This window comes from Segnochrobactrum spirostomi (assembly GCF_009600605.1).
GTDB lineage: Bacteria > Pseudomonadota > Alphaproteobacteria > Rhizobiales > Segnochrobactraceae > Segnochrobactrum > Segnochrobactrum spirostomi.
Window position 1 is genome coordinate 1,613,049 of record NZ_VWNA01000001.1, and the last position, 26,461, is coordinate 1,639,509.

General features: G+C 67.6%; 24 protein-coding genes and 1 tRNA gene. 11 read left to right on the top strand and 14 right to left on the bottom strand.

The genetic code is table 11. The annotated features are described in order from the left end of the window. Positions 1-113: 113 nt before the first annotated feature. Genes F0357_RS07290 through F0357_RS07300 form a run of 3 tightly spaced genes read right to left on the bottom strand, consistent with a single transcriptional unit; the run spans position 114 to position 2,928 of the window. Positions 114-917, bottom strand: coding sequence for an ABC transporter permease (locus F0357_RS07290; RefSeq protein ID WP_246161396.1), 804 nt, complete (start codon positions 915-917; stop codon positions 114-116). Continuing rightward, the gene (locus F0357_RS07295; protein WP_153479734.1) at positions 914-1,843 is read right to left on the bottom strand and encodes an ABC transporter permease; all 930 of its coding nucleotides are present in this window, start codon (positions 1,841-1,843) and stop codon (positions 914-916) included. The genes F0357_RS07290 and F0357_RS07295 overlap by 4 nt, the downstream gene beginning before the upstream one ends. A gap of 2 nt (positions 1,844-1,845) precedes the next feature. Continuing rightward, a complete protein-coding gene (locus tag F0357_RS07300) occupies positions 1,846-2,928 on the bottom strand; it encodes an ABC transporter ATP-binding protein (protein ID WP_153479735.1) in 1,083 nt (360 codons plus the stop codon). A gap of 335 nt (positions 2,929-3,263) precedes the next feature. Here F0357_RS07300 and F0357_RS07305 point away from each other — a divergent pair, with 335 nt between their 5' ends. Then, positions 3,264-4,655 carry an aspartate aminotransferase family protein gene (locus F0357_RS07305; protein WP_153479736.1) on the top strand — a complete coding sequence of 464 codons (1,392 nt, stop codon included), beginning with the start codon at positions 3,264-3,266 and terminating at the stop codon, positions 4,653-4,655. Positions 4,656-4,661: 6 nt separating this feature from the next. Here the strand turns inward: F0357_RS07305 and F0357_RS07310 are convergent, their stop codons facing one another. Continuing rightward, on the bottom strand, positions 4,662-5,861 hold the full coding sequence (locus tag F0357_RS07310) for a hypothetical protein (RefSeq protein ID WP_153479737.1): 1,200 nt from the start codon (positions 5,859-5,861) through the stop codon (positions 4,662-4,664). 274 nt (positions 5,862-6,135) lie between these two features. Here F0357_RS07310 and recQ point away from each other — a divergent pair, with 274 nt between their 5' ends. Further along, positions 6,136-7,983, top strand: a complete 1,848-nt coding sequence (gene recQ / locus F0357_RS07315; protein ID WP_153479738.1) for a DNA helicase RecQ — start codon at positions 6,136-6,138, stop codon at positions 7,981-7,983. Between the two features lie 104 nt (positions 7,984-8,087). On the opposite strand, the gene mctP is transcribed toward recQ, so the two are convergent. The 7 genes from mctP to phaZ form a co-directional block, all read right to left on the bottom strand. Beyond that, a complete protein-coding gene (gene mctP, locus F0357_RS07320) occupies positions 8,088-9,584 on the bottom strand; it encodes a monocarboxylate uptake permease MctP (RefSeq protein ID WP_153479739.1) in 1,497 nt (498 codons plus the stop codon). Continuing rightward, positions 9,574-9,744, bottom strand: a complete 171-nt coding sequence (locus tag F0357_RS07325; RefSeq protein WP_246161398.1) for a DUF3311 domain-containing protein — start codon at positions 9,742-9,744, stop codon at positions 9,574-9,576. The genes mctP and F0357_RS07325 overlap by 11 nt, the downstream gene beginning before the upstream one ends. A 377-nt stretch (positions 9,745-10,121) precedes the next feature. Then, positions 10,122-10,790, bottom strand: coding sequence for a response regulator transcription factor (locus F0357_RS07330; RefSeq protein ID WP_153479741.1), 669 nt, complete (start codon positions 10,788-10,790; stop codon positions 10,122-10,124). Positions 10,791-11,677: 887 nt separating this feature from the next. Next, positions 11,678-11,893 (bottom strand): cold-shock protein, encoded by a 216-nt coding sequence (locus tag F0357_RS07335; RefSeq protein WP_153479742.1) that lies wholly within the window; start codon positions 11,891-11,893, stop codon positions 11,678-11,680. Between the two features lie 273 nt (positions 11,894-12,166). Further along, positions 12,167-12,913 (bottom strand): M48 family metallopeptidase, encoded by a 747-nt coding sequence (locus F0357_RS07340; RefSeq protein ID WP_246161402.1) that lies wholly within the window; start codon positions 12,911-12,913, stop codon positions 12,167-12,169. A gap of 212 nt (positions 12,914-13,125) precedes the next feature. Further along, on the bottom strand, positions 13,126-13,527 hold the full coding sequence (locus F0357_RS07345; RefSeq protein WP_153479744.1) for a DUF2852 domain-containing protein: 402 nt from the start codon (positions 13,525-13,527) through the stop codon (positions 13,126-13,128). 161 nt (positions 13,528-13,688) lie between these two features. Next, positions 13,689-16,082, bottom strand: a complete 2,394-nt coding sequence (gene phaZ, locus F0357_RS25155) for a polyhydroxyalkanoate depolymerase (protein ID WP_312861493.1) — start codon at positions 16,080-16,082, stop codon at positions 13,689-13,691. Positions 16,083-16,371: 289 nt separating this feature from the next. On the opposite strand from phaZ, the gene F0357_RS07355 reads away from it, so the two are divergent. The 8 genes from F0357_RS07355 (at position 16,372) to ppa (ending at position 23,319) form a co-directional block, all read left to right on the top strand. Further along, the gene (locus F0357_RS07355; RefSeq protein WP_153479746.1) at positions 16,372-17,769 is read left to right on the top strand and encodes an ActS/PrrB/RegB family redox-sensitive histidine kinase; all 1,398 of its coding nucleotides are present in this window, start codon (positions 16,372-16,374) and stop codon (positions 17,767-17,769) included. 50 nt (positions 17,770-17,819) lie between these two features. Continuing rightward, positions 17,820-18,392, top strand: a complete 573-nt coding sequence (locus F0357_RS07360; protein ID WP_153479747.1) for an ActR/PrrA/RegA family redox response regulator transcription factor — start codon at positions 17,820-17,822, stop codon at positions 18,390-18,392. Positions 18,393-18,525: 133 nt separating this feature from the next. Next, positions 18,526-19,107, top strand: a complete 582-nt coding sequence (locus F0357_RS07365; protein WP_153479748.1) for a YqaA family protein — start codon at positions 18,526-18,528, stop codon at positions 19,105-19,107. A gap of 42 nt (positions 19,108-19,149) precedes the next feature. Beyond that, positions 19,150-19,695, top strand: coding sequence for a disulfide bond formation protein B (locus F0357_RS07370; protein WP_153479749.1), 546 nt, complete (start codon positions 19,150-19,152; stop codon positions 19,693-19,695). A 55-nt stretch (positions 19,696-19,750) separates the two neighbouring features. Continuing rightward, positions 19,751-20,176, top strand: a complete 426-nt coding sequence (locus F0357_RS07375; protein ID WP_153479750.1) for a metallopeptidase family protein — start codon at positions 19,751-19,753, stop codon at positions 20,174-20,176. 138 nt (positions 20,177-20,314) lie between these two features. Then, positions 20,315-21,997 (top strand): electron transfer flavoprotein-ubiquinone oxidoreductase, encoded by a 1,683-nt coding sequence (locus tag F0357_RS07380; RefSeq protein WP_153479751.1) that lies wholly within the window; start codon positions 20,315-20,317, stop codon positions 21,995-21,997. Positions 21,998-22,089: 92 nt separating this feature from the next. Continuing rightward, positions 22,090-22,608 (top strand): GNAT family N-acetyltransferase, encoded by a 519-nt coding sequence (locus F0357_RS07385; protein ID WP_153479752.1) that lies wholly within the window; start codon positions 22,090-22,092, stop codon positions 22,606-22,608. Positions 22,609-22,779: 171 nt separating this feature from the next. Beyond that, a complete protein-coding gene (gene ppa, locus F0357_RS07390) occupies positions 22,780-23,319 on the top strand; it encodes an inorganic diphosphatase (RefSeq protein ID WP_153479753.1) in 540 nt (179 codons plus the stop codon). Positions 23,320-23,414: 95 nt separating this feature from the next. On the opposite strand, the gene F0357_RS07395 is transcribed toward ppa, so the two are convergent. Next, positions 23,415-23,864 carry an RrF2 family transcriptional regulator gene (locus tag F0357_RS07395; protein WP_153486429.1) on the bottom strand — a complete coding sequence of 150 codons (450 nt, stop codon included), beginning with the start codon at positions 23,862-23,864 and terminating at the stop codon, positions 23,415-23,417. Between the two features lie 296 nt (positions 23,865-24,160). Here F0357_RS07395 and F0357_RS07400 point away from each other — a divergent pair, with 296 nt between their 5' ends. After that, positions 24,161-25,363 carry a linear amide C-N hydrolase gene (locus tag F0357_RS07400; protein WP_312861494.1) on the top strand — a complete coding sequence of 401 codons (1,203 nt, stop codon included), beginning with the start codon at positions 24,161-24,163 and terminating at the stop codon, positions 25,361-25,363. 297 nt (positions 25,364-25,660) lie between these two features. Here the strand turns inward: F0357_RS07400 and F0357_RS07405 are convergent. Together F0357_RS07405 and F0357_RS07410 are read right to left on the bottom strand one after the other, a co-directional pair. Next, positions 25,661-25,736 (bottom strand) — tRNA-Ala (locus F0357_RS07405). Between the two features lie 126 nt (positions 25,737-25,862). Beyond that, positions 25,863-26,330 carry a MarR family winged helix-turn-helix transcriptional regulator gene (locus tag F0357_RS07410; protein ID WP_153479754.1) on the bottom strand — a complete coding sequence of 156 codons (468 nt, stop codon included), beginning with the start codon at positions 26,328-26,330 and terminating at the stop codon, positions 25,863-25,865. Between the last annotated feature and the right edge of the window lie 131 nt (positions 26,331-26,461).

The following is a 26,461-nucleotide window of genomic DNA, read 5'->3' on the forward strand; positions in this document are numbered from 1 at the left end:
GCGCCTCGAGGCGCTTGTGCCTTCTTTGAACGGCGCCTCGCGGCGCCGGAACTCTTGCCTCTGCCCGCGGCAGGCCTTGTTCGGCCCGCGGCCGGTCTTGCCCGGCCTCGCAATCAGCCCTTGCGGCCGATGAACATCGAGGCCGCGACGAACACAATCGAGATGCCGAGCATGATCGCCGAGATGGCGTTCACCTCGGGCGAGATGCCGATGCGAACGGACGTGAAGATGTAGAGCGGCAGCGTCGAGGAGCCCGGGCCGGCGACGAAGAAGGTCGTGACGAAATCGTCGAGCGAAGTGATGAAGGCGAGCATCGCCCCGGACAGGATGCCCGGCCACAGGAGCGGCAGGGTGATGCGCCGGAAGGTGTGCCACTCGTCGGCATAGAGGTCCGCCGCCGCCTCGCGATAGGCGGCCGGCATGCCTTCCAGCCGCGCCTTGATCGGCAGATAGGCGAACGGGATGCAGAACACCGTGTGGGCGAGGATCACCGTGCCGAGCCCGAGCCTCAGACCGATGCCGACGAAGAAAATCAGCGAGGCGACCGCGGTGACGATCTCCGGCACGATCAGCGGCAGCGCGATCACACCGGCGATGGCGCTCGTGCCCGTGAAGCGCGCCCGGTCCATGCCGAGCGCGGCGAGCGTCGCGAGCAGGGTCGAGAACACCGTCGCGGCAGAAGCGACGATGAGCGAGTTCTGCGCCGAGCGGATGATGTCCGGATTGTCGGCGACGCTCGCATACCAGGAAAATGAGAAGCCCTTCCAGATCGTCGCCGTGCTGCCCGCGTTGAACGACAGGGCGAACAACACGAAGATCGGGATGTAGAGGAACAGGAAGAACAGGAGCGTCATCGTCCCCGTGCCGTGGAAGCGGCGCAGGGGGTTCGTTTCGCGCAAAGGTCCGCCCGCGCTCATCGGCCACGCTCCAGAACCGATTTGGCCCGGCCGAAGCGCAGGGCATAGGCGATCATCGCGATCAGCACGAAGGCGAGCAGCATGAACGACAGCGCCGCGCCGAACGGCCAGTTCTGCGACGCGCCGAATTGCTGCTGGATCAGGTTGCCGATCATCAAGGCCTTGCCGCCGCCGAGGAGTTCCGGCGTCACGTAGGCGCCGAGGCAGGGGATGAAGACGAGGATCGCCCCGGCGACGAGACCGGGCGCCGCGAGCGGCAGCACGATGCGGCGGATCGCCGTGGAGCGGTTGGCGCCGAGATCGTAGGCCGCCTCGACGAGGCGGAAATCGAGCTTTTCGAGGCTCGTATAGATCGGCAGCACCATGAAGGGCAGGAACGAATAGACGAGGCCGATCAGGTTCGCCGTATCGGTGTAGAGGAGGCCGAGCGGCTGCGAAGTGATGTGCAGGCTCTGCAGCGCCGTGTCGACGAGCCCTTCCCGCCGCAGCAGCAGGATCCACGCATAGGTGCGGACGAGGAGGTTCGTCCAGAACGGGATCGTGACGAGGAAGACGAGGAGTTCGCGCGTCCGCCGCGGCTGCAGCGACATGTAGAGCGCGGTCGGGAAGCCGACGACGAGGCAGATCACGGTCGTCAGCCCAGCGAGCCAGAACGACCGAAGATAGATGCCGACATAGGCGTCGTTGAAGATCAGGCTGTCGTCGAGGTCGCGGTCGAACAGGAACTGGACATAGGACGACGTGCTGAAGTTCCAGACGACGCCGCCATAGGTGCCCCGTTCCAGGAAGGAATAGAGCAGCATCAACAGGAGCGGCAGCACCATGAAGACGACGACGAGGCCGGTGGCAGGCCCGATCAGCGCGAGGCGACGCAGAAAGGGGCTGCGTCGGAAGGGAGCGAGCAGCGACGAGGAAGCGCCCGCCATGATCAATCCCTCAATGCGCGGAGAGCGCCCGGCGCGGCCTCGATCGCCACCGGATCGCCGACGGCGAAGGCCGGCAGGCTGCCGTCGCGGTTCTGCATGCGGACCCGAAGCGTGCCGTCGCCGCCCGCGAGCGCCACGGTGTAGGTCGTGTCGGTGCCGAAATAGACCACCGCCTCGACGGTGCCGGCGAGCACGCCCTGGCCGGACGGCGCGACGTTGAGCCGTTCCGGGCGGCTCGACAAGGTGACGGACGCACCGACTGCAGGCGCCGGCTCGGAAATCCCGACGTCGAGCGCCGCGCCGGAGCGGAGGCGGACGCGGGCAAGCGCGCCGTTGACCGCCTCCACCTTGGCATCGACGAAATCGGTCTCGCCGATGAAGTCGGCGACGAACCGGTGCTGCGGCGTCTCATAAATCTCGCGGGGCGTGCCGACCTGGAGGACATGGCCCGACGACATCACCGCGATGCGGTCGGACATCGTCAGCGCCTCCTCCTGATCGTGGGTCACGAACACGAAGGTGATGCCTGTCTCCTTCTGGATGCGCTTCAGCTCGACCTGCATCTCCTTGCGGAGCTTGAGGTCGAGGGCGGAGAGCGGCTCGTCGAGGAGAAGCACCTTGGGGCGGTTGGCCAGCGCGCGGGCGAGCGCCACGCGCTGCTGCTGGCCGCCCGACATCTGGTCGCAGCGCCGGTTCTCGGCGCCGGGCAGGTGGACGAGCGCCAGCATCGCGGTGACCCGCGCGGCGATCTCGGCCTTCTTGAGCCCCTGCATTTCGAGGCCGAAGGCGATGTTCTGTCCGACGCTCATGTGCGGGAACAACGCGTAGGACTGGAACACCGTGTTGACCGGCCGACGAAACGGGGGCAGCGCCTCGATCGATTGCCCGTCGAGCAGGATCGAACCCGATGTCGGCTGCTCGAAGCCGGCGATCAGCCGGAGCAGGGTCGTCTTACCGCAGCCCGAAGGCCCGAGGAGCGTGAAGAATTCGTTCGGCGCGATGCCGAGCGAGACCTGGTCGAGAGCGGTCACCACCCCTGCGAAGGATTTGGTGACGGCCTGCACCTCGATCGCATATCGAGCCAAGATTGCCCGTCTCCCTCATGGCCGAGGGACGACCGCGCCCAACGACGCCGTCACTCTCGACCGCCATTCCCCTTGGAGCATTCGCCGACGTTCTGCCGGTCGGCCCCACCATGCCCCGCGAACGATGAAGAGAGGTCCGTTCTGCGTGCGGCTCGGGCATAATGGCACAAGGTCGCCCGCTGGCAAGCGCTTTGCCCGGTGTGCGATCACAGTCCACAAAGCAGAATGCCGCACCTTGAAAGGCGCGGCGCCTATCATCTCTAGTCTGCGATCGCAGATGGCGCTATGAAGACGGACCGAAGCCGCCGTGGGCGTGCGCTGAGCCGGAGGACCCGATGCTGAACAATCTCTACGACACCCGGGCGCTTCAGGCCCGCGATGCGGCCCATCACTGGCACCCGTTCACCGATTCCGCCGGCCTCGCCGCGGAGGGAACGCGCGTCATCGTGGGCGGCGACGGCGTCTGGATCGAGGACAGCGAGGGCAACCGCATCCTCGACGGCATGGCCGGGCTCTGGTGCGTGCAGGTCGGCCACAGCCGCGTCGAGATCGCCGACGCCGTCCACGCCCAGATGAGCCGGCTCGCTTATTACAACACTTTCTTCAAGACCTCGCACCCGCCGGTGATCGAGCTCGCCGAGAAGGTCGCCTCGCTCGCCCCGGCGCACATGAACCGGGTGTTCTTCACCGGCTCGGGCTCGGAATCGAACGACACGGTGATCCGTCTCGTCCGCCGCTATTGGGATCTCCAGGGCAAGCCGAAGAAGAAGACCATCATCGCCCGCCACAACGGCTATCACGGCTCGACGATCGGCGGCGCGAGCCTCGGCGGCATGGGCCCGATGCATGCCGAGGGCGATCTGCCGATCCCCGGCATCCTGCACATCGCCCAGCCCTACTGGTTCGCCGAGGGCGGCGACCTGTCGCCGGCCGAGTTCGGCCTCAAGGCGGCCCGGGCGCTCGAAGCCGCCATCGACGCGTTCGGCGAGGATCGCATCGCCGCCTTCATCGCCGAGCCGATCCAGGGCGCCGGCGGCGTGATCATTCCGCCCGACACCTATTGGCCGGAGATCGCCCGCATCTGCCGCGAGCGCGACATCCTGCTCGTCGCCGACGAGGTGATCTGCGGCTTCGGCCGGCTCGGCACCTGGTTCGGCTCGCAGCATTTCGGCATCGAGCCGGACCTGATGCCGATCGCCAAGGGGCTCTCCTCGGGCTATCTGCCGATCGGCGGCGTGATCATCGCCGACCGGGTTGCGCAGGTGATGGACACCGGCGGCGAGTTCCACCACGGCTACACCTATTCCGGCCATCCGGCCGCGTGCGCGGCGGCGCTCGCCAACCTCGCCATCATCGAGCGCGAGAACCTGGTCGAGCGCGTGCGCACCGATGTCGGCCCCTATCTCCAGAAGAAGTGGCTCGCCCTCGGCGACCATCCGCTGGTGGGCGAGGCGCGCATGGTCGGCCTGATGGGCGCGCTCGAACTGGTGCCGCAGAAGACGCCGCGCGCCCAGCGTTTCGCGACGCCCCAGGGCGACGTCGGCACGCTCGCGCGCGACATCTCGATCCGCAACGGCCTCATCATGCGCGGCGTGCGGGATTCGCTGATCCTGTCACCGCCGCTCGTCATCACCCACGAGGAGATCGACGAGCTGATCGTCCGCGCCGCCCGCACGCTGGACGAGACCTATGCGGAGCTGAAGACCCGCGGCCTGATCACCGGCTGAGCCGTCTCACGCGGCGGGGCGCGTCCCCGCCGCCTTGAGGCCCGCCGCGAGCGGCAGGATCGCCAAGAGATCCACGCCCGCGGCGACCACGATCATGGCCTCGGCCGGCACCCGGCCGAGGAGGGCGGAGGCGAGCGTGGCGGCGGCAAAGGCGAAGGCCCCGATCGCGAGAGCGCGACGTAATCCGGCCTCCGCCTCGCCCATCGCCTCGACGAAGCGGCGGCACGTGCCGGCGGCCGCGACCCCGCCGAACAGGCCGGCCGCCACCGCGAGCGGCCATTGCAGCGCGAGACCGACATTCGGCAGCACACTCGCCGCGACGGGCAAGCTGAACGCGACCAACGCCCCGGCAATGACGGCGCCCCGGTTGCGGCGACCGTTCCCGCCGCGCACCGCGATTGCGCCGCCGACGACGGCTCCGAGCGCCGCCACCGCACCAAACAGCCCGAGCCCGAGCGGCGAGAGCCCGAACGCTCCGACCATCCGGATCGAGGCGAAAGAGACGGCGAGCCCCCATCCGAGCCCCTGAAGGACCCACGCTGCGCCGAGGAACGCCGCCGCGGACCCCCGCGGTGCAGCCCGGTCGACGTCACCGGGGTCGGCCGCGAAAGGCGGCGCCAGTGCGGTCCTTCCCTCCGCCGTGCCCCGGCGGAGCCAGATGAAGGCTGCGAGCGCGAGGCAGAGCGTGGCGACGGGCGGCGTCTCGGGATCGATCCCGGCGAGCACGCCGCCGAGCGCCGGACCGCCGACGAAGGCGATGGCCGCGACCGGCGCGATGAGGCCTGCGGCCCATCGCGCCATGAGATCGGCCGCTTCGCCGGGGTCCATCGTCGTCAGCGCGGCCGCGATGGCGACGCCCGCCGCAGCCCCGACGACGAGACGGCCGGCGAGCAGAAGCATGATCCCCTCGAGATGGACGCCCGCCCACGTCAGCGCGCTGCCGGCCGCAAGCCCCGCCGCGCCGGAGAGGAGCATCGTTCGCCAGTCGAATGCCGCGGCGCGGCTACCCGTGCGTGAGGCCCCGACCGCCAAAACACCGAGACCGACACCGAACGGCAGGGCGGCGAACGCGAGCCCGAGGAGCGCCGACTGAGCCGTCGTCCCGAGCCCCTCCACGATCCGCCCTTCGGCAAACAGCGCCACGACGAGGGGATGGGAAAGGCCGAGCGACAGGACGGCGACGAAGAGGGCGGCGAGGATGGGCAAGGGCGGACGCGGGATTGGAGACGACGGGGACCGGGGCGAGGCGGGCGGCGCCTCGGCGGACCCGGACAGGCGACGATCCGCATCCTACACGAGTGGACCGCGAAGTCCTCTTCGGGTCCGGGCCACGGCCCGCCCGAGGTTGCGCCGCGCGCGAAATCCTTGCTTCGACCCGGTGCTGGGGTCGATAAGCCCGGCAGCGGATCGCACGATTCGCACCGCCGGCAGAGCCCGCGGATGCGGACCTTATCCCCGCGCCAGCCTTCGACGAGGCCCGATGAGCCCTACTCCGTCCCGCCCCGACGCCGCGCCGACACCCCTCGGCGTGCTCAAATCCGTGTTCGGCTACGAGGCCTTCCGCGGCCTGCAGGCCGGCGTGATCGATCACGTCGTCGCGGGCGGCGACGCGCTGGTGCTCATGCCGACGGGCGGCGGCAAGTCGCTCTGCTATCAGGTGCCGGCTTTGGTCAGGCCTGGCACGGGCATCGTGGTCTCGCCGCTGATTGCGCTGATGCACGACCAGGTTCAGGCGCTGCGCCAGCTCGGCGTGCGCGCCGCCGCCCTCAATTCCGCGCTCGATTTCCAGGAGGCCCGCGCCGTCGAGCGCGATCTCGTGGAGGGCCGCCTCGACCTTCTCTATGTCGCGCCCGAGCGGCTTCTGACCGACGGCTTTCTCGCTCTCCTGGAGCGCGCCCGCATCGCGCTCTTCGCCATCGACGAGGCGCACTGCGTATCGCAGTGGGGCCACGATTTCCGTCCCGAATATCGCCAGCTCGTCGTCCTCCACGAGCGCTTCCCCACCGTCCCCCGCGTCGCGCTCACCGCGACCGCGGACGGCCCGACCCGCCGCGACATCGCCGAGCGCCTCGCGCTTCAGGACGGCAAGGTCTTCCTGTCGAGCTTCGACCGGCCGAACATCCGCTACCGCGTGACGCCCAAGGACGGGCCGCGCGCTCAGCTCAAGGCCTTCCTCGACGAGCACGGCGGTGAATCCGGCGTCGTCTATTGCATGAGCCGCGCCAAGGTGGAGGAGACCGCCGCCGCCCTCGTCGCCGACGGCCGCCACGCCCTCGCCTACCATGCCGGCCTCGACAAGGAGACGCGCGCCGCGAACCAGGACCGCTTCCTCAAGGAGGAAGCCGTCATCATGGTCGCGACGGTGGCGTTCGGCATGGGGATCGACAAACCGGACGTCCGCTTCGTGGTCCACCTCGACCTGCCGAAGAGCATCGAGGCCTATTATCAGGAGACAGGCCGCGCCGGGCGCGACGGGTTGCCCTCGGAGACGCTGCTGCTCTACGGCATGGAGGACGTCGCCCGCCTTCTCCAGTTCACCGAAGCCTCCGAGGCGCCGGAGGCGCAGAAGCGGGTCGAGCGGCAGAAGCTCGACGCCCTGATCGGCTTCTGCGAGACGGCGGGGTGCCGGCGGCAGGTGCTCCTCTCCTATTTCGAGGAAAGCTACCCGACGCCGTGCGGGAATTGCGACACGTGCCTGGAGCCCGTCGCAACCTTCGACGGCACCGAGGCCGCGCAGAAGGTGATGTCGGCGATCTACCGGACCGGCGAGCGCTTCGGCGCCGCCTACATCATCGACATCCTTCTCGGCACGGCCACCGACCGCATCCGCCAGAACAACCACGACGGCCTGCCGACCTTCGGCATCGGCCGCGATCTCGGTCGCGAGTCGTGGCGCTCGATCATCCGCCAATTGGTGGCGATCGGCCTCGTCGAGGTGGACGTCGAAGGCCACGGCGGATTACGGCTCGGCCGCGATTGCAAGCCGGTCCTGCGCGGCGAGCGGCGCATCAACCTCAAGGTGGAGCAGCCGAAGCCCAAGGCGGGCCGGCGCGACCGCGCGGCCGCGGGCGGCCGGGCCCGCACCGCCCCGCGCTTCGCCCATCCGGAGCAGGAAGCCCTCTACGAGGCGCTGCGCACCTTGCGTCTCTCCCTCGCCCGCGACCAGGGCGTGCCGCCCTACGTCATCTTCCACGACGCGACGCTGATCGAGATCGCGCTCGAGCGGCCGCGCACCCTGAAGGCGCTCGGCAAGATCCAGGGCGTCGGCGAGACCAAGCTCGAGCGCTACGGCGAGCGCTTCCTCGACGTGGTTCGACGCGCCCCCTGACGCGCGGGTGCCGACGCGCCGTCCGCGGTCTCGCCAACCGCACGGACGCTCAAGTCTCTCGTATCGCTTGCCTTTTCGGCAACCATCACCCGGCGCGGGCAGCTCTACCGCCCGGACGCCGCCGTCGGGGCCCGCGCCGAGCCCGCGCCCCGCACCAGCACGTTGACGGCACTGGCGACGGCAATGTTGAGCACCAGCGCCACCAAGCCGGTATAGACGGCGATGGGGCCGCTGCCGAGGTTCACGGCATGGATCGGCGCCCACCCGGCGTCCCAGACGAGATAGGTCCCGCCGCACAGGCCGACCGCCCAGCCCGCCAGCAGGGCCGGCGCGCGGAACCATTTCGTGAACAGACCGAACAACAGCGCCGGAAGGGTTTGGAGGATCCAGACCCCGCCGAGCAGTTGCAGGTTGATCGCGAATTGCGTCGGCAGATACAGGATGACGAGCAGGGCGCCGGCCTTGACGAAGATCGACGTGATCTTGGCGACTTTCGCCTCGCCCGCCGGCGTCACCCGCGGGTTGACGTAAGCCTTCCAGAAATTGCGGGTGAAGAGGTTGGCGGACCCGATGCTCATGACGGCCGCCGGCACCAGGGCGCCGATGGCGATCGCCGCGAAGGCGAACCCGGCGAACCAGTGCGGGAACAGCGTCTTGAACAGCGCCGGCACGACGTCGTTCGGGGTGTCCAGCTTGAGCCCCGCCGCATGCCCCATGTAGCCGAGCATCGCGAGAAGCCCGAGCAGGATCGTGTAGATCGGAAGCAACATCGCGTTCTTGCGAATGGTATTGGCGCTCTTCGAGGCCAGGATGCCGGTCAGCGTGTGCGGATACATGAAGGCGCCGAGGCAGGACCCGAGCGCCAGCGTCGCATAGGCCGAATATTGGTTGGGAGCGAGCAGAATGCCTCCGCTTCCCTTGGCGGTGAACGCCGCCTCGGCGGAGGTGAAGACGGCGCCGTATCCGCCGAGCACCGACGGGATCAGCACCACCGCCGCCACCACGACGACGTAGATCATGATGTCCTTGACGAAGGCGATCAGAGCGGGCGCCCGCAAGCCCGCCGCGTAGGTGTAGATCGCGAGGACGAGGAACGCGATCATCAGTGGAATTTCTCCTTGGAGACCGAGCGCCTTGAGGGCGGCGGCCATGCCGAGAAGCTGGAGGGCGATGTAGGGCATCGAGGCGACGACGCCGGTGAGCGCCACCGCGAGTTCGAGCGGCCGCGAGCCGAACTGGCCGAAGACGACGTCGCCGGACGTGACATATCCCGCGGCTTTGGCGCGCTTCCAGAGCGCCGGCATGACGGCGAAGACGAACGGATAGACGATGATCGTGTACGGCAACGCGAAGAAGCCGGGTGCCCCGACAGCGTAGACAAGCGCCGGCACCGCGATCATCGTATAGGCGGTGTAGAAGTCCCCGCCGATCAGAAACCACGTGATCCAGGTTCCGAACGACCGCCCGCCGAGACCCCACTCGTCGATGTTGTAGGCTGCCTTCGGTCGCCGCCACCGCGTTGCCAGAAATCCGAGCCCGGTGACCAGCAGGAAGCAGAAAAGGGAAACGGTGAGCGTCGTCGGATCGATCTCACTCGTCATCGCGCACGCTCCGATACGCGATCGCGATCAGGACGATCGTCAGCGGCACCCAGGCGATCTGGTACCAGTAGAAGAACGGAAATCCGAAGAGGGTGGGCTCGCGGAAATCGTAGAGCGGCACCCAAAGCAGCCCGATATAGGGCAAGATCAAGAGGCTCATGGAGAGCCTCTTCATACGTCGGCGATTCATAACACCTCCCCAATGGTGTCGTTCGCAGGTGAGCGACATGGATTTCGGCCGTCATGCTCCATGGTTCGAGCACGACGTTCGGCCGGAGCGCACAGAACCCGGCCGCGAAATCCAAATCGGGGCCTCCCCAAAAGGCCTTAGGCCGCACTATTGCTCAGGTCCGTGACGATTTCATTCGGGAAGTTCGGGCCCCGGGGCGAACACGTCCGCCCCGCCGCTCGCCGGTCCGGGGTCACGCCGAGCCCTGCGCGCCAAATCCACAAACGCGAACGCCGCCCCACCGGGTGACCGGATCGGGCGGCGTTTCAGCATTTCTTGACGGTGCCGGCGTGCTGAAGACGAAGGCCTCAGCCGACGAAGCGGTAGCCGATATAGCGCTTCGCGTCGATCACGTCGTGGCCGAGCTTCTGGCGCAGCTTCTTGCGCAGCTTGCTCATGTGGCCTTCGATCGCGCTCTCGTCGACCTCTTCGTTGAAGATGCCGTAGATCACGTTGAAGAGCTGGGTCTTCGTGATGCGACGGCCGCTATTCTTCACCAGGTGCTCGAGGATGCGGCGCTCGCGGCGCGGCAGGACCAAGGGCTCGCCGTCGATCTCAGGATCGCGTCCGTCGAAATGCACCTTGAGCCGGCCTTTCATCGCCGCGCCGACATCGGCGTTCATGCGGCGCCACACCGCATCCGACCGAGCCGCGATTTCGCGGACATGCACAGGTTTGCGAACGACATCGTCAATGCCGGCGGTGAACAGCTCGAGCGTCAGCTCGAGCGAGCGCTCCTCGCTCAGCGCGATGATCGGCGCACGGCTGTGCGCACGGATCAGTTCAGGATAGACCGGACGCGCATCGAAATCGCCAAGCAGAAAGCCCTGGACGGCCTGAAGATCTTGATCTGAGGCCGTCTCTAACCATTCGCGAAACTCGGTCGAGCCGAAACCGAGCGATGGAAAGCCTTCACGGGCAAAGCCGGCGACATAGCCGTCTGCAACTGCGGATCGGTGATCCACGACGACATACATCTCAACCCCCTCGAACCTCTTACTCCACCACCCCGAAAAACCACCGATCCGTAAGAATAGATCAGCAGCTATTCAGACTAGGGTCCCTGTAACCCATATCGACATATGTGCCTCTTGCACCGCAATTGCGGCACCAAAGACAGGATCGGTTACGAAATCACTCGTAACCGCTTCCAGCTACTCAAGATTTCCTAATCGCCCCTTCACGATTTTGACTATAAGGAGGCAGAATAACGAGTCAATGACGAAAATCCCCGCTTCGGCAGGCGTCTGGCCCGTTTCGATCCAGATTGGGCTGTATTCACGCCAACCAAGGAGTGAGTCAGCCTCACACAAGCCCCAGCTACTAGCTTTTGCCGCCACTTCCGCGGGCGACTACCTGAGAAGCGACGCCGGTTTTCATAAAGATGCCAGACCGGCGCAAACATAAGTTAATTAATACAAAATTCTTTCTGAATATAACAGCCCTGACACAAAGAATATACCGCATTCAAGTTGTCACGAAGGGCTTTTCGCGAAAGACAGCACCGCGCAATCCGTTGCTGCAAAGCAGCATCGTGGCCATCGAGACACCCGGACACAGGCCATGCCATCACGAAAGCGTTCTGGGCGGCCCCTTCCTACGCTGGCAAAAGCACTGAATTCGAAATGAAACGATCGAGTCCTGGAGCGCCTTTGCGCTACCGGTGCGCGCAAGAAATACAACCACAGGACGCCGTCGTCGCGCAGACCTTATCCCTCACATAGCCGTGAGCGGCAACCACGGGAGCGCCAGGCGCAACCGCCCGGGCGAGAGCGGTGCAACCCGGGCGGAGGCCCTCCAAAAAGAAAGCGCCCGGACCGTGGGGTCCGGGCGCCTTCATCGCGAAAAAGCCTCGCGGCAAAAATCAGGCGTCGGCGGCCTGGAGATTGCCGGCAGAGGACTTGCCGGTGCGGCGGTCGGTCAGAATCTCGTAGTTGATCTTCTGGCCTTCACGCAGATCGTCCAGGCCGGCCCGCTCGACCGCCGAGATGTGCACGAACACATCCTTGCCGCCGTCATCGGGCTGGATGAACCCGTAACCCTTCTGCGCGTTGAACCACTTCACTGTGCCCTTAGCCATGGCACATCCTTTCAGGTCTTAAGTAATAGATCGACCGTCACGCCGTGCGTGTCCGTTCGGCTTCGCGATGATCGGAGCAAGTTCGCCAAGACATCCGGCCCATTCAGCGGGCCCATATAAAGCCGGGCGGGGTCTGAGATCAAGCGTTTGCGGGCTTCTGGAGCAACTGTCAGGAGGCCGTGAAGTCAAATCCACGCGCCTTATGAATACCCGCCGCGCCCGCGAGCGCGCTCGATGTTCAAGGACCGACAAGAGCCCGGACCCCGCGAGACGTTACGCCAAATCTGGACCTGCGGATGGCGTGTCGACGGCGCCGACGGCGTGGAGCATCGCACCATGCTGGCGCAGCCAGACCCGCCCGCGCCGCCCCTCTGGACAGAGTCTCGCGACGATCCGCCAGAACGCCGGCGAATGGTTCATCTCGACGAGATGAGCCACTTCGTGAGCAGCGAGATAATCGAGCACGAAGGGTGGCGCCATCACGACACGCCAGGAGAAGGACAGCGCGCCGCTGCTCGAGCAAGAGCCCCAGCGGCTCACCGTGTCGCGCACCCGGAGCGAGGTGACTTTGACGCCGAGCGCCGCCGCATGCCGGGCGACGGCGACCTTGAGATCGCTCTCCGCTTCGCGGCGCAGGAAGTCGCGGACGCGGCGGGGCAAGGCGGCAGGATCACCGCTGACGAGGATCACCGCCCGCCCGTCTTCGTCGCGGGTGCAGCGCACGAGGCCGCGCGCCGTTCCGCTGTGGCGCACGAGGTGCGGTTCTCCACGCAGCGGAATGGTGTGGCCGTCGGCGAACGGCGTCGGAACCGGGCGTCGCGCCATGCGCTCCGCGAGCCAGCCGCGATGCTGTTGGAGAAAGGCTCTCACCGCGTCCTCGCCGACCCGCGGCGGCACGGTCAGCACCGGCCCCTCCGTGCCGATCGGAACGCGCAAGGTGAGCCGGCGGGCGCGGCTCGCGATCTTGACCCGAACCAACACTTCGAAGCCGCCCGCCTCGACCGAGAAGGACGCGGGCATCGGCGAAGCCTGCCGCCGCCGACCGAGAGGCGCGAAGAAGTTCATGGGTGGACGGCGATTCGCGAAACCATCATCGCGGACCATGATCCCTACGCACCGCGCTCGCCGCCAGAGCGGCGCGAACGCATTCTGTTGATGAGTGCCGAGACGGGGTCGCGCTGCCGAACGAAGAGGGGGCCGCAGAGCAGCCCCCTCCATTCTGAGGATCCGGTTCAGCCGGCGTTCGGGCGATCGCCACCGAAGGCGCCGCGGTTGCGCATGAAGCGGTCGAACTCTTCCTGATCCTTGGCGCGGCGCAGCTCGCGCAGGAAGGTGTCGAACTCCGCCCGCATGGTGTCGAGCCGGCGGCGTTCCTCCTCGAGCCGCTTCAGCTCGCGGTCCCGATACTCGTCGAACGCAACGTTGCCGGTGCGGCCGAAGCCGGGCTCGAAGCCGGTGCGGCCCGCCCCGTCGAAGCGGCGGCGCAGGGCATCGAAGCCCTCATGCAGCCGGTCGCCCCAGATCATGTAGGCGACCATGGCGAGACCAAGCGGCCAATAGAGGATAAAACCGAGCACCGTCAGAAAGATAGCACCCGGCACCCTCTTGTCGCGAAGCGGAAAGCAGTTGGACATGGGTTTCCCCGATTCCTCCAAAACAGGACGGAGAAGACGTGGGAAGGCCGAGCCGCCGAATCAAGACGAAGGCGACGGATTTTCATCCGCCGCCCTCTCGTTACATTATAGCATTGCCATAGATCTTGCCGCGCCGTCGTGCCGCGGCGGCATCGCCCCGCTCAGCGCTCGGCGAGCGCCTTGGCCTGAGCGATCCAGCCGTCCCGCTCGATGCGGCCAGGAAAACCGATGCGCTCCTCGACCCGCGCGATGCCGGCCGCATCGAGGGCGGCGATATCGGCGAACCGGACGAGGCCGAGCTCCCGCAGCGCCCGGGCGATGCTGGGCCCGACACCCTTGATCTTGGACAGATCGTCGGACGCCGACCCGGCGGCCTTCAGGGAGGCACGCGGCGACAGCGCTCCGGTGCGCGGCGCCGGCTCGGACGTGGTCGACCTGCGGTCAGATTTGGCCGGCGCCGGCAACTTGGCCTTGGGCTCGGCCGCAACAGGCTTCGCCGCGACGGGCTCGGCCGCAACGGGCTTGGCCGCTACGGTTTTGGTCGCAACGGGTTTGGTCGCAACGGGTTTGGCCTTGCTCGCCTTCGGCGATTTCGCCTCGGCAGGCGCGGCCGACGGCGAGACCGGTGCCGGCGCGGCCTTCACCGGCTGGCGGGCCGGCGAGCGAGAGGGCGACGGCGCGGCTTTGTCGTCAACGCGCTTGCGCGGGGCCGGAGCCGCCGCACCGGCCTTGGCCGTGCCGGCGCGCCGCGCGGTGCTCTCGGCCTTGACCGCCCCACGGGCGCGATCGCGGCCGCGCGGGCTCGCCACGGAGGCCGTCGGCGGCGTCACCACTTCCGCGGTGGTCGTCGAGCGGCCGCGCTTCGGCTTCGCCGGCGCAGGGTCGGGCTCCGCAGCCGTGGCAGCCTCCCCGGCCGCAGCGGCGTCCGCGTCGATCGTCGCCTCGGGCGCGGCCGCGACCGGCTCGGCGATGGTGGTGTCCGCCCCGGGAGCGGGCGCGGCGGCCGGTTCAACGGAGACCGGCTCGGCACCGGCCGGAGCGTCGATGACCGGCTCCGGCGCGGCCACGACCGGCGTCTCCAAAACTGGGGTCTCCAAGGCTTGCGTCTCGACGACCGGCGCCTCGACGATCGGCGCCGCGGCGACCGGCGTCTCGGCCATGGCCGGCTCCGGCGCGGGGGTCGGCGCCGGGGTCTCGGTCGCCGCCTTGGCCGGGGCGCGCCGCCGCGCAGGCTTCGCAACCGCCTCGGCAGGGGCCTCCGGCGCCGTCTCGACCGGCGGCGCCTTCGCGGCCACGGGCCGAGCGGCGTCGGCCGGCCGGCGCCGCTCGGCCCGGTCATGGGTCCAGATGAAGTCGGAGATGCGCGGCGCGATGTCGGCGCGGAAGCGCGAGCCGTTGAAGACGCCGTAATGGCCGACCGCAGGCTGCACATAAAGCACCCGGCGGCTGTCCGGAATGTTCGGCGCGAGGGCATGGGCCGCCGCCGTCTGGCCGACGCCGGAGATGTCGTCCTTCTCGCCCTCGACGGTCATCATGGCGACCTTGCGCAGGGCCTTCGGGTCGATGAGGCGTTCGCGGTGGTACATCCGCCCCTGCGGCAGGTCGTGGCGGATGAACACGGTCTCACAGGTCTGGAGATAGAACTCGGCCGTGAGGTCCATCACGGCGAGATATTCGTCGTAGAACTCGGTGTGCTTGCGCGCGGAATCGCCGTCGCCCTGGATCAGGTGATTGTAGAAGGCACGGTGCGCGGTGATGTGGCGGTCGAGATTCATCGACATGAAGCCGCCGAGCTGAAGGAAGCCCGGATAGACCGGCCGCATGAAGCCCGGATGCGGGAACGGCACCGTCATGATGACGTTGCGGCGGAACCAGTCGATGCCCCGCTGTTCGGCGACCTTGTTGACCTCGGTGCGGTTGACCCGGGTGTCGATCGGCCCGCCCATCAGCGTGATCGAGGCCGGAATGGCCGGATCGTCGTCCTCTTCCATCAGCGCCGCCGCGGCGAAGACCGGCACCGCCGGCTGACAGACCGCCAGCACATGGGTGTTCGGCCCGAGGAAGCGGATCATCTCGATGACGTAGTCGATATAGGAATCGAGATCGAACCGCCCGGCCGCGAGCGGGACCATGCGGGCGTCCGTCCAGTCGGTGATGTAGACGTCCTGGCGCGGCAACATCGCCTCGACGGTGCCGCGCAGCAGCGTCGCATAATGGCCCGACATCGGCGCCACGATGAGGAGCTTCGGGTCGCGGTTGGGCTTGCCGCCGCCGCGCTCGAAGTGCACGAGCCGACAGAACGGCCGCTCCCACACCGCCACCTCGGTGATCGGAACCGTCTCGCCGCGCACCCAGGTCGAGGCGAGGCCGAACTCCGGCTTGCCGTAGCGCCGCGTCGAACGCTCGAACACCTCCGCCGCCGCGGCCAGGCTCTTGCCGATGGCGGTGTGGGCGAACGGATTGAGCGGATTGCGAAAATAGAGCCGGGTCGCATCGGCGACGGCGCGCAAAGGCGTCAGGGCCGCGTGATTGAGTTCGTATATCTCGTAGGTCACGGGATGAATCTCGCCATGGCTCGCGCGGCCCTTGTGGGTTCGCGGTCTCTTGTGCACTGCAACATGATACGCCGTGCAACGCCACATGGGCAAGAGTTGGGCACGGCTTTGCTCGAAATTGCGCCGCGGGCTTGAGCGGGCCTGTCGCCCCCCTCTCTCGCGGTTCGCGGCCGATGGCGTCCCGGTTACAACCGGAGCGGCCGGCATGCCGCAGCGGTCTTCCCATCGGACTCTGCTTTAATGGCGACGAAGCCGCTTTCGAGACGCTCTTCTCATCCCGGGACCCGCCATGTCGCTCGCCCTCGACCGTTCCCCCAGCCAGCACGGCCGCAGTGTCCGCCTCGATACGCTGGTGCGGCTGCGCTGGCTCGCCGTCGCCGGACAGACGGGGACGGTCGCGACGGTCGCGTTCGTCCTGCATTTCCGGCTTCCGACCGGCTGGTGCCTGGCGCTGATCGCGCTCTCCGCCTGGGTCAATCTGCTGCTGCGCCTCAGGTTCCCGTCGAGCCAGCGCTTCTCGGAGCGGGCGACGACCGTCCTCCTCGCCTACGACATCCTGCAACTCGTCGGCCTGCTCTATCTCACCGGGGGCCTGCTCAACCCCTTCATGTTCCTGCTCATCGCGCCGGTGATGATCTCGGCGACGGCACTGCCGCCGTCGCGGACCTTGATGCTCGGTGCGCTCGTGGTCGCGGCGGCGACGCTGCTCGGCTTCTTCCACCTGCCACTGCCCTGGTATCCGGGCGAGGTCCTCACGCTTCCGCCGCTCTATAACCTCGCTGTCTGGGCGGCGCTCGTTTCGACGCTCTCCTTTCTCGGCATCTATGCCTTCCGCGTCGCCGAGGAAGCCCGCCGGCTGTCCGACGCGCTGACCGCGACCGAACTCATCCTCGCCCGCGAGAATCATCTGACCGCCCTCGACGGCCTCGCCGCGGCGGCGGCTCACGAGCTCGGTACGCCGCTCGCCACCATCGCGCTCGTCGCGACCGAGCTCGAGGCCGAGCTCGACGCCGACGATCCGCGCGGTGACGACATCCGCCTGCTGTCGAGCCAGTCCCAGCGCTGCCGGGAGATCCTGCGCAAGCTCACCTCCATGGGCGTCGATCCGGACAGCCCGCTCGAACGCATGCCGCTGCCGCAGCTCCTCGAAGAGCTCACCGCGCCGCACCGCGAGTTCGGCATCGAGATCGTGCTGGAGCGCCAGGGCGCCGCCGACAGCGAGCCGGTGTTCAGCCGCAACCCGGCGATCCTCTACGGGCTCGGCAACATCATCGAGAACGCCATCGATTTCGCCACCGAACGCGTCGACGTGCGGGCCGAGTGGGATGCCGAGACGGTGACCATCACGGTCGCCGACGACGGTCCGGGCTTCGCGGTGGAGATCATCGAGCGGCTCGGCGAACCCTATGTCACGACCCGCGGGCACCCGCGCGACAGCGCCCCGGTACCGGCCGCGGAGGCGGAGCGCGGCGGCCTCGGCCTCGGCTTCTTCATCGCCAAGACCCTGCTCGAGCGCACCGGCGCCCGCCTCTCCCTCGCCAACCGCAAGCATCCCGAGCGCGGCGCTCTCGTTGCCATCGTGTGGCCCCGAGCGGCCGTCGAAGGGGCGCCGATTCCGGCAAGCTCTGGACAAGCAAGAGGGGCGAATGTCGCATCACGATTGCCGTCCACGCCGAAAGCTCTATAAATCGGCACATGATTGAACGGCCTTTGCCCGAGAACGAACAGGTTCCGACGATGGATCGGATCGCCCCCACGACGTCGGACTCCGTGCTTGCCCCGGGACCCGATCCTTCGCTTTTGCTCGTCGATGACGACAAGGCGTTCGTGCAGCGGCTCGCCCGGGCGATGGAGAAGCGCGGCTTCGTCACCGAGATCGCGGAATCCGTCGAGGAAGCGATCGGTCGGGTGGACGCCCACCCGCCGGCGTTTGCCGTAGTCGACATGCGCCTCATGGACGGCAATGGCCTCGACGTGATCGAGCGTCTGCGCGAGCGCCGTCCCGAGGCGCGAGCGATCGTGCTGACGGGCTACGGCAACATCGCGACCGCCGTCACGGCGGTGAAGCTCGGTGCCATCGATTATCTGGCGAAGCCCGCCGACGCCGACGAGATCGTCCTCGCGCTGACCCGCGATCCGCAGACCAAGGCGATCCCGCCGGAAAATCCGATGTCGGCAGACCGGGTCCGGTGGGAGCACATCCAGCGCGTCTACGAGCTGTGCGAGCGCAACGTGTCGGAGACGGCGCGCCGCCTCAACATGCACCGCCGTACCCTCCAGCGCATCCTGGCGAAGCGCGCGCCGCGCTGAGCGGCGCCGACCTCCCCCACCCTGTGCCGATACCGCATCGCCCCCTGGCGTGGGCGCGGGCGAAGCGCTATGGAGGCCGGGCTCGACGAACCCCGCCCTCCGTACGTTAGCTGCCCCCGGCCCAAGGATCGCGATGCTGCGCCGCCTCTACAATTGGACCCTGAGTCTCGCTGCTCACCGCCACGCGACGCTCGCGCTCGCCGGGGTTTCCTTCGCCGAAAGCGCGATCTTCCCGATCCCCCCGGACGTCCTCTTGGTGCCGATGGTGCTCGCCGATCCGCGCAAGGCCTATCGGCTCGCGGCGATCTGCACCCTCTCCTCCGTCATCGGCGGCATGCTCGGCTACGCGATCGGCGCGCTCCTCTACGAATCCGTGGGCGCGTGGCTGATCCAGCTTTACGGCTATGCCCACCAGATGGAATCCTTCCAGGCCGCCTATGCAAAATGGGGCGCCTGGCTGATCCTGCTCAAGGGTCTGACCCCGATCCCCTACAAGATCGTCACCATCACCTCGGGGTTCGCGCACTACAATTTCGCCGCCTTTGTCGGCCTCTCTCTCGTCACCCGCGGTGCCCGTTTCTTCATCGAGGCGTGGCTGCTGCGCCGCTACGGCGAACCGGTGCGCCACTTCATCGAGCACCGCCTCGAATGGGTGACGCTCGCCTTCGCCGTCATCCTCATCGGCGGCGTCGTCGCGAGCCGCTTCCTCTTCTGAGTTCAAGCCGGCAGCGGCCGGCCCGCATCCGGGAGCCTTTCCATGTCCGAACCGATCGCCGCCGACCGCAGGCCGCCCGTGTTCGGCGCGGCCATCGTTCTCGTCGTCGGCGCGTCGGCCATCCTCGGCGCCTGGGGCTTCCAGCTCATCGGCGGCTACGTGCCCTGCGCGCTCTGCCTCGAGCAGCGCATCCCCTATTATCTCGGCCTGCCGCTCGCGCTGTTCTCGCTCGTCGCGAGCCTCGCGCGGATGCCGCGGGCGATCCCGCGCATCCTCCTCCTCCTCGTCGCCATCACCTTCGCCTACGGCCTCTATCTCGCGATCTATCAGTCCGGCGCCGAGTGGCGCTTCTGGGCGGGCCCGGCCGATTGCGGCGGCGGCGGCGCGACCACCTCGAACGCGGCCAACCTGATGGCGCAGCTCCAGCACACCCGCGTGGTGAGTTGCACCGAAGCCTCGTTCCGCCTGCTCGGGCTCTCCTTCGCCGGCTGGAACGGCGTCTCGACCGCGATCCTCGTCGCCGCTTCGCTGTTTGGGGCCCTTGCGGGGCGCAAGCGCGAGCCCCACCTCTCGCCGCGCCGCGCCTGAGCGGCGGTGCGCCCGAAGGGCGCGCGAAAGCCGAGATGCGGCGTGAGAGGGTGGCATGGCGGATCGAACCGAAGGCTCCGAGTGGGCCGCGAAGACGGCACCGAGCCTCGACGACATCGAGATCATCGCGCGGGATGCCTTCGCCGCTCTGCCGGCCTCGTTCCGCGCCCTGACCGGGCATCTCGTGATCGAGGTCGCCGATTTTCCCGACGAGGAGGCGCTCGACACGCTCGGCCTCGAATCCGAATTCGATCTGCTCGGCCTGTTCGTCGGCGTCGGCCTGCCCCAGGGCGGCGCGGTCGCACCGACCGGCCGCATGCCGAACCGCATCTCGCTCTATCGCCGCCCGATCCTCGATTATTGGGCCGAGCACGACGACGGCCTCGGGGCGATCGTCACCCACGTCCTGGTGCACGAGATCGGCCACCATTTCGGCTTCTCGGACGAGGACATGGAGCGCATCGAGGCCGAGGCCGACTGATTCTGCGCTGCAAACGGGGTTGCATGCAGCGCACAAGACTTTATTGAAGCCTTCCAACAAGGATCCCGCGCGCGAAGCGGGACGGGTTTGGCCCGCGCCGCGGGACCGGCACCGAGAGGCCGTGGAGGGTCAGTGACGATGGCGGACGAACTGCCGGAGCGCGAAAGCGCCGATTATGATGTGGTCATCGTCGGAGGCGGCCCGGCGGGCCTGTCCGCCGCGATCCGCCTCAAGCAGCGCGCCGCCGAGATCGGCACCGAACTTTCCGTCGTGGTGGTGGAGAAGGGCTCCGAGATCGGTGCCCATATCCTCTCCGGCGCCGTGATCGACCCGATCGGCCTCGACCGTCTGCTGCCCGATTGGCGCCAGGACCCCGACCGCCCGCTCAAGACCGAAGTCACCGACGATCGCTTCTATTATCTCGGCCCGGCGGGCGGCGTGCGGCTGCCCAACGCCTTCATGCCGAAGCTGATGAGCAACCACGGCAACTTCATCGGCTCGCTCGGTGAGGTAGCGCGCTATCTCGGGGCCAAGGCCGAGGCGCTCGGCGTCGAAATCTATCCCGGCTTCGCCGGCGCCGAGGTGCTCTACGGCGACAAGGGCGAGGTCGTCGGCATCGCGACCGGCGACATGGGGATCGGCCGCGACGGCGAACCGAAGGGCGACTTCACCCGCGGCATGGAACTGCGCGGCAAATATGTGCTGTTCGCCGAGGGCGCGCGCGGCAGCCTGGCGAAGACGCTGATCCGCCGCTTCGAGCTCGATGCCGGGCGCGAGCCGCAGAAATACGGCATCGGGCTCAAGGAGCTCTGGCAGGTGCAGCCGGACCGGTTCCGCCCGGGCCTGGTGCAGCATTCGTTCGGCTGGCCGCTCGACGACAAGACCGGCGGCGGCTCGTTCCTCTATCATTTCGGCGACAACCTCGTCGCCGTGGGCTTCGTCGTCCACCTGAACTACTCGAACCCGACCTTGTCGCCGTTCGACGAGTTCCAGCGCTTCAAGACGCACCCGATGGTCCGTGACACCTTCGAGGGCGGCAAGCGGCTCTCCTACGGCGCCCGTGCCATCACCGAGGGCGGTTACCAATCGGTGCCGAAGCTCGTCTTCCCCGGCGGCGCGCTGATCGGCTGCGCGGCCGGCTTCGTCAACGTTCCCCGCATCAAGGGCAGCCACAACGCAGTTCTTTCCGGCATGCTCGCCGCCGACGAGACCTTCGCGGCGATCGCGTCGGGCCGCGCGGGCGACGAACTCACCCGTTACGAGGCGGCATGGCGGTCGAGCGACATCGGCCGCGATCTCCGGCCGGTGCGCAACGTCAAGCCGCTGTGGTCGCGCTACGGCACCCGCCTCGGCGTCGCCCTCGGTGGCCTCGACATGTGGGCGAACACGCTCCTCGGCTTCTCCCCGTTCGGCACGCAGCGCCACGGCAAGCCGGATTCCGCGAGCCTTCAGCCGCTCGCGAGCGTCAAGCCGATCACCTATCCGAAGCCGGACGGCGTGCTGACCTTCGACAAGCTCTCCTCGGTGTTCATCTCAAACACCAACCACGAGGAGGACCAGCCAGTCCATCTGCGGCTCGCGGATCCGGCGATCCCGATCGAGCGCAACCTGCCGCTCTACGGCGAACCCGCCCGGCTCTATTGCCCGGCCGGCGTTTACGAAGTGGTCTACGCCGACCCGGCGGCCAAGACCGAGCCACGCTTCGTCATCAACGCGCAGAATTGCGTGCATTGCAAAACCTGCGACATCAAAGACCCGGCCCAGAACATCACCTGGGTCCCGCCCGAAGGCGGCGGCGGGCCGAACTATCCCAATATGTGAGCAGGCCCCGCGGGCAGGGCGACGCAATTTTGCGCATGCGGTGCGCGCCGAGGGTCTTTACCCCCGGCCGCCCCTCGCCTTAAGCTCGCGTCATGAAGACAGGCGCGATCGGAATCAGACGGGCTGTCAGGAGCGACGCACGCGCGATCGCGGAGGTGCACGATGCGGCCTGGCGCCAGGCCTATCGCGGCATTCTTCCCGGCACCGAGCTCGAACGGATGATCGCCCGGCGGGGTCCCGTCTGGTGGGACAAGGCGATCCGCCAGCGCGTCTCCATCCTCGTCCTCGAACACGGCGATGCCGCCGGCGGCTATGTTACTTTCGGGCAGAGCCGCGCCCGCGCCCTGCCCTTTCGCGGCGAGATCTACGAGCTCTACCTGAAGCCCGAATATCAGGGCCTCGGCTTCGGCCGCCTCCTGTTCGACGCGGCGAAGGAAGACCTCGCGACCCAGGGCCGCCGCTCGATCATGGTGTGGGCGCTCGCCGACAACGACACGGCCTGCCGGTTCTACGAGCGCCTCGGCGGCCTCAAGGTCGGCCGCTCGGTCGATCGCATCGGCGGTGCGAGCCTCGACAAGGTCGCCTTCGGCTGGCCGGCGCCGCGCGCCTGAGGCCGTCTCCCTGCATGCAGCCTCGCGTCGTCCGCGTCCGGCGATTCCGCCCTGCGGCACGGAGGCGATTGCCAAACGTCACGAAAAGTCAGTAAAGCGGGCTCGCTTCGGTGTGCGCCGCCGTTCGGCTGCCCGGGATCCGGAGTGGACCTTTTCGAAGAGGAATGCCCGATGCGTATCGATGCCGTGCCGATCGGCAAGAATCCGCCCCAGGAAGTCAACGTCATCATCGAAGTTCCGGTCGGCGGCGAGCCGATCAAGTACGAACTCGACAAGGATTCGGGCACGCTCTGGGTCGACCGCTTCCTCTACACGCCGATGCGGTATCCGGGGAACTACGGCTTCATCCCGCACACCCTGTCCGACGACGGCGATCCGATCGACGTGATCGTGGCGAACCAGCGCCCCGTCGTGCCGGGCGCCGTGATGAGCTGCCGCCCGATCGGCGTGCTCGTCATGGAGGACGAGAAGGGGCAGGACGAGAAGATCATCGCCGTGCCGAGCCGCAAGCTCACCCAGCGTTACGACCGGATCGAGACCTACAAGGATCTCCCGGAGATCACGCTGAAGCAGATCGAGCACTTCTTCGAGCACTACAAGGATCTCGAGCCCAACAAGTGGGTCAAGATCGTGCGCTGGGACGGCGTCGAAGTCGCCGAGCGGATGATCCTCGAGGCGATCGACCGCGCCAAGGCCGAGAAGAAGGGCTGAGACCTTCGCGGCTCGTGACGACACGACGAAGGGCGGCTCGCGGCCGCCCTTTTTTGTTGGAGCAGGGAAGTCCCGCCCGGCGGCGACGCCCTCGCTCAGATTTCGTAAATCAGTTCCGGCTCGCCCGCCCGCGCGCGGTCGCGCATCTCGGCGATGGACGTGCGGTCGAGCACCTCGGCCATGGCATCGCGCGCCGCCAGCATGATGAGGCGGACCGAGCAGGTCGCGACGTCATGGCAATCGTCGCACGGCTGGTAGGCGGTGCGGCTGGCACAGCCGATCGGCGCGAGCGGGCCGTCGAGCACCCGGACAGCCTGGCCGACCTTGATCTCCTCCGCCGCACGGGCGAGCGCGTAGCCGCCACCCGGCCCCTTCTTCGAGCGCACCAGACCGGCATTCCTGAGATCGTTCAGGATGGCGTCGAGGAATTTCTTCGAGATGTTGTTGGATTCGGCGATCTGAACGGCGAGCGCCGTCTGTCCGGGCGGAAGCGTGGAAAGATGGACCAGCGCCTTCAGGCCGTATTTGCCTTTGTTGCTCAGCATATTCCGGCGAACCTGTGCCGCGGCAGTGCGACTTTGTCGATAGATAATATAGGGAAAGCGCGGCGTTTGGGAAGCGACACGCTCCACCGAGCGAGCCGGCATCGCAACGCACGAGGACCGGATCATGCCGGACACCGGATGCCCCTCGCCCGGTCCCCGCGCCACACCCCGCGTCGGCCGAGCGAAATAGCACACCGGCAGTGTTCACGAAATCGCGACCCCGTCTTACAGTGCCGTCATTCCACTGCAGCGCGCCACATCGCTCGCGCCCAGCCATCCTCCTTTTGGAGATAGACGTGAAAAAAGACAACATCTCGTTCGGCCGTAGCCTGCGAGGCCTCGGACGCCGCGCGTCCGTCGCGGCCCTGGTCGGATTGATGCTGGCGCAAACGCCCGCCATCGCCTGCACGACCCTGATGACGCGGGACGCGTCCGGCGGCGTCTACCATGGCCGCACGCTCGAGCTCGCGTCGTGGCTGCCGTACAACGTGGTCTACGTGCCTGCGGGAACGTGGCTGAAGTCCAGCACGCCGACCGATGCGGACAAGGCGCTTCAGGGAAGCTCGAGATACCGCGTGCTCGCCATCACCGTGCCGGTCGACGCGGCCGGCAGCAACAAGGTGGTGGAGGGCGTGAACGAGGAGGGGCTTTCCTTCAGCGCCCTCATGTATGCGGGCGCCGTCGGTCCGCAGGTGCGGATCGAGCAGAGCCAGAAGGCGCTGGCCGCCGCCGACCTCGGGGCATGGGGCCTGAGCCAATTCAAGAACGTGGCGGAAGTGAAGGCCGCCATGGCCAACCAGCCGGTCTGGCTCGCGGGTCTCGCCGTGCTCGGCGGCCTGAAGACTCCGCTGCACTACATTTTCTATGACCGCGCGGGCAACAGCATCGTCATCGAGTTCGCCGACGGCAAGCAGTCCGTCAACGACAACCCGATCGGCGTGATGACCAACGGGCCGGAATTGTCCTGGCACCTCACCAATCTGAACAATTACAGCTTCCTGACCAACGTGGATAAGTCCACCGGCAGCTTCAACGGCGTGAACGTGGCGCAGCCCGACAGCGGCATCGCGACCGCCGGGCTGCCGGCGTCCAACACGTCGGTCGGCCGCTTCGTCCGCGCGGCCTATTATTCCACCTACGTGGAGAAGGCGAAGGATCCCGACACGGCGATCGTGACCCTCGCCCACGTGATGAACAACTTCGATCGGCCGCGCGACATCACGATCGATCAGTCGGGCGCGGTCGCCAATGAGGGCGTCGCCACCACGGGCAAGGCTGCCTTCTCCAGCGAGTACACCACCTGGACCGCGCTGACAGATCTCAACCGCGGCCTGCTGTTCGTGCGGACCTACATGGACGTGAACTACGCCAAGTTCGATTTGGCCGCGTTCAAGGACGTCAAGGAGATCAAGGCGATCCCGCTCGCCGGGGTCGCGGGGTCTTCAATCGACGCCACCCAGCAACTGCTCGCGGGCAAGTCGGTACCGAACGCGGAGTAGTCGGCCGGCATAAAACATCGAGGGTCGGCGGCGCATCCCAACGCGGGCGCCGCCGGCCCGAGACGGCATCGCAGCGTTCGGCAGGTCGAGCCGCGGCCTTGGGGCCTAGGTGGATGCGATCCGCGACGGACGCGCGAGGCCTGCAAATGAGCCCTGACGCGCGCAGAGCCGCGAGCGGGCTACGCTCCGGCGCACCACACGTGGCCGTCAACCGCCCATGCCACCGGTCGAGGCGTAATGCCCATCGGCCGCTATGGCGGCAACATTTTCGGGAAGAATTTCAGGCTTCGGGAATTTTGGTGGAGCCGAGGGGAATCGAACCCCTGACCTCTGCAGTGCGATTGCAGCGCTCTCCCATCTGAGCTACGGCCCCGCCTTCGCCGAAGGCACGCGGATTTAGTGTAGCCGGCGCCGACCTGTCAAGCAGCCCGCATCGCAATCGGCGCCGCGAAAAGCGCGATCGGTGGATAAGCCGGCAACGAAAGGCCCATCGCCGCTCTCAGGAGGCGGTCTCTGAAACGGTATCGGGGGCGGAGAGCTGGGCGATGATGCGCCGGAGCAGATCGCGCAGCACGTCGCGCTCGGCTTCGTCGAGCCCTTCGAGCGCCTCGTTGCGGACCGCCTCGGCGACCTGACGGATCTTGGCGACCACCGGGGCCGAGGTCTCCGTCAAGCGGATAACCTTGGCGCGGCGGTCGGTCGGGTCGGGGAAGCGCACCACCAGCCCGAGGCCTTCCAGCCGGTCGAGAAAGGCGACGAGGGTCATCGGATCGACGCCCATCGCCTCGGCGATCGGGGTCTGGCGGGCGCCTTCATATTTCGACACGTAGCCGAGCGTACGCGCCTCGCCCGGCGTGAGCCCGAGGCCAGCCTCGGCGGCGGCGGCGTCGAATCGCTGGCGAAAGAGCCGATTGGCGTCCCCGAGGAGAAATCCGATCGAGGCCGTGGGATCGCTCTCTCTCGCCATAAAGCTCGTTCACCGTGTCGTTGCGTGAAAAGGCTGTGTGTCGGAACCTTGCACGATCCAGGCAGCAAAATGCAATCGCGGTGACGCCGGTACCCGCCAAAGCCGCGCTGCGCCTCGCTGCGGCATGGTTT

Coding starts and splice junctions, on each gene's coding strand:
- F0357_RS07290 (WP_246161396.1), bottom strand. CDS start 917: ATGAGCGCGGGCGGACCTTTGCGCGAAACGAACCCCCTGCGCCGCTTC.
- F0357_RS07295 (WP_153479734.1), bottom strand. CDS start 1,843: ATGGCGGGCGCTTCCTCGTCGCTGCTCGCTCCCTTCCGACGCAGCCCC.
- F0357_RS07305 (WP_153479736.1), top strand. CDS start 3,264: ATGCTGAACAATCTCTACGACACCCGGGCGCTTCAGGCCCGCGATGCG.
- recQ (WP_153479738.1), top strand. CDS start 6,136: ATGAGCCCTACTCCGTCCCGCCCCGACGCCGCGCCGACACCCCTCGGC.
- mctP (WP_153479739.1), bottom strand. CDS start 9,584: ATGACGAGTGAGATCGATCCGACGACGCTCACCGTTTCCCTTTTCTGC.
- F0357_RS07325 (WP_246161398.1), bottom strand. CDS start 9,744: ATGAGCCTCTTGATCTTGCCCTATATCGGGCTGCTTTGGGTGCCGCTC.
- F0357_RS07330 (WP_153479741.1), bottom strand. CDS start 10,790: ATGTATGTCGTCGTGGATCACCGATCCGCAGTTGCAGACGGCTATGTC.
- F0357_RS07335 (WP_153479742.1), bottom strand. CDS start 11,893: ATGGCTAAGGGCACAGTGAAGTGGTTCAACGCGCAGAAGGGTTACGGG.
- F0357_RS07340 (WP_246161402.1), bottom strand. CDS start 12,913: ATGCCCGCGTCCTTCTCGGTCGAGGCGGGCGGCTTCGAAGTGTTGGTT.
- F0357_RS07345 (WP_153479744.1), bottom strand. CDS start 13,527: ATGTCCAACTGCTTTCCGCTTCGCGACAAGAGGGTGCCGGGTGCTATC.
- F0357_RS07355 (WP_153479746.1), top strand. CDS start 16,372: ATGTCGCTCGCCCTCGACCGTTCCCCCAGCCAGCACGGCCGCAGTGTC.
- F0357_RS07360 (WP_153479747.1), top strand. CDS start 17,820: ATGGATCGGATCGCCCCCACGACGTCGGACTCCGTGCTTGCCCCGGGA.
- F0357_RS07365 (WP_153479748.1), top strand. CDS start 18,526: ATGCTGCGCCGCCTCTACAATTGGACCCTGAGTCTCGCTGCTCACCGC.
- F0357_RS07370 (WP_153479749.1), top strand. CDS start 19,150: ATGTCCGAACCGATCGCCGCCGACCGCAGGCCGCCCGTGTTCGGCGCG.
- F0357_RS07375 (WP_153479750.1), top strand. CDS start 19,751: ATGGCGGATCGAACCGAAGGCTCCGAGTGGGCCGCGAAGACGGCACCG.
- F0357_RS07380 (WP_153479751.1), top strand. CDS start 20,315: ATGGCGGACGAACTGCCGGAGCGCGAAAGCGCCGATTATGATGTGGTC.
- F0357_RS07385 (WP_153479752.1), top strand. CDS start 22,090: ATGAAGACAGGCGCGATCGGAATCAGACGGGCTGTCAGGAGCGACGCA.
- ppa (WP_153479753.1), top strand. CDS start 22,780: ATGCGTATCGATGCCGTGCCGATCGGCAAGAATCCGCCCCAGGAAGTC.
- F0357_RS07395 (WP_153486429.1), bottom strand. CDS start 23,864: ATGCTGAGCAACAAAGGCAAATACGGCCTGAAGGCGCTGGTCCATCTT.
- F0357_RS07410 (WP_153479754.1), bottom strand. CDS start 26,330: ATGGCGAGAGAGAGCGATCCCACGGCCTCGATCGGATTTCTCCTCGGG.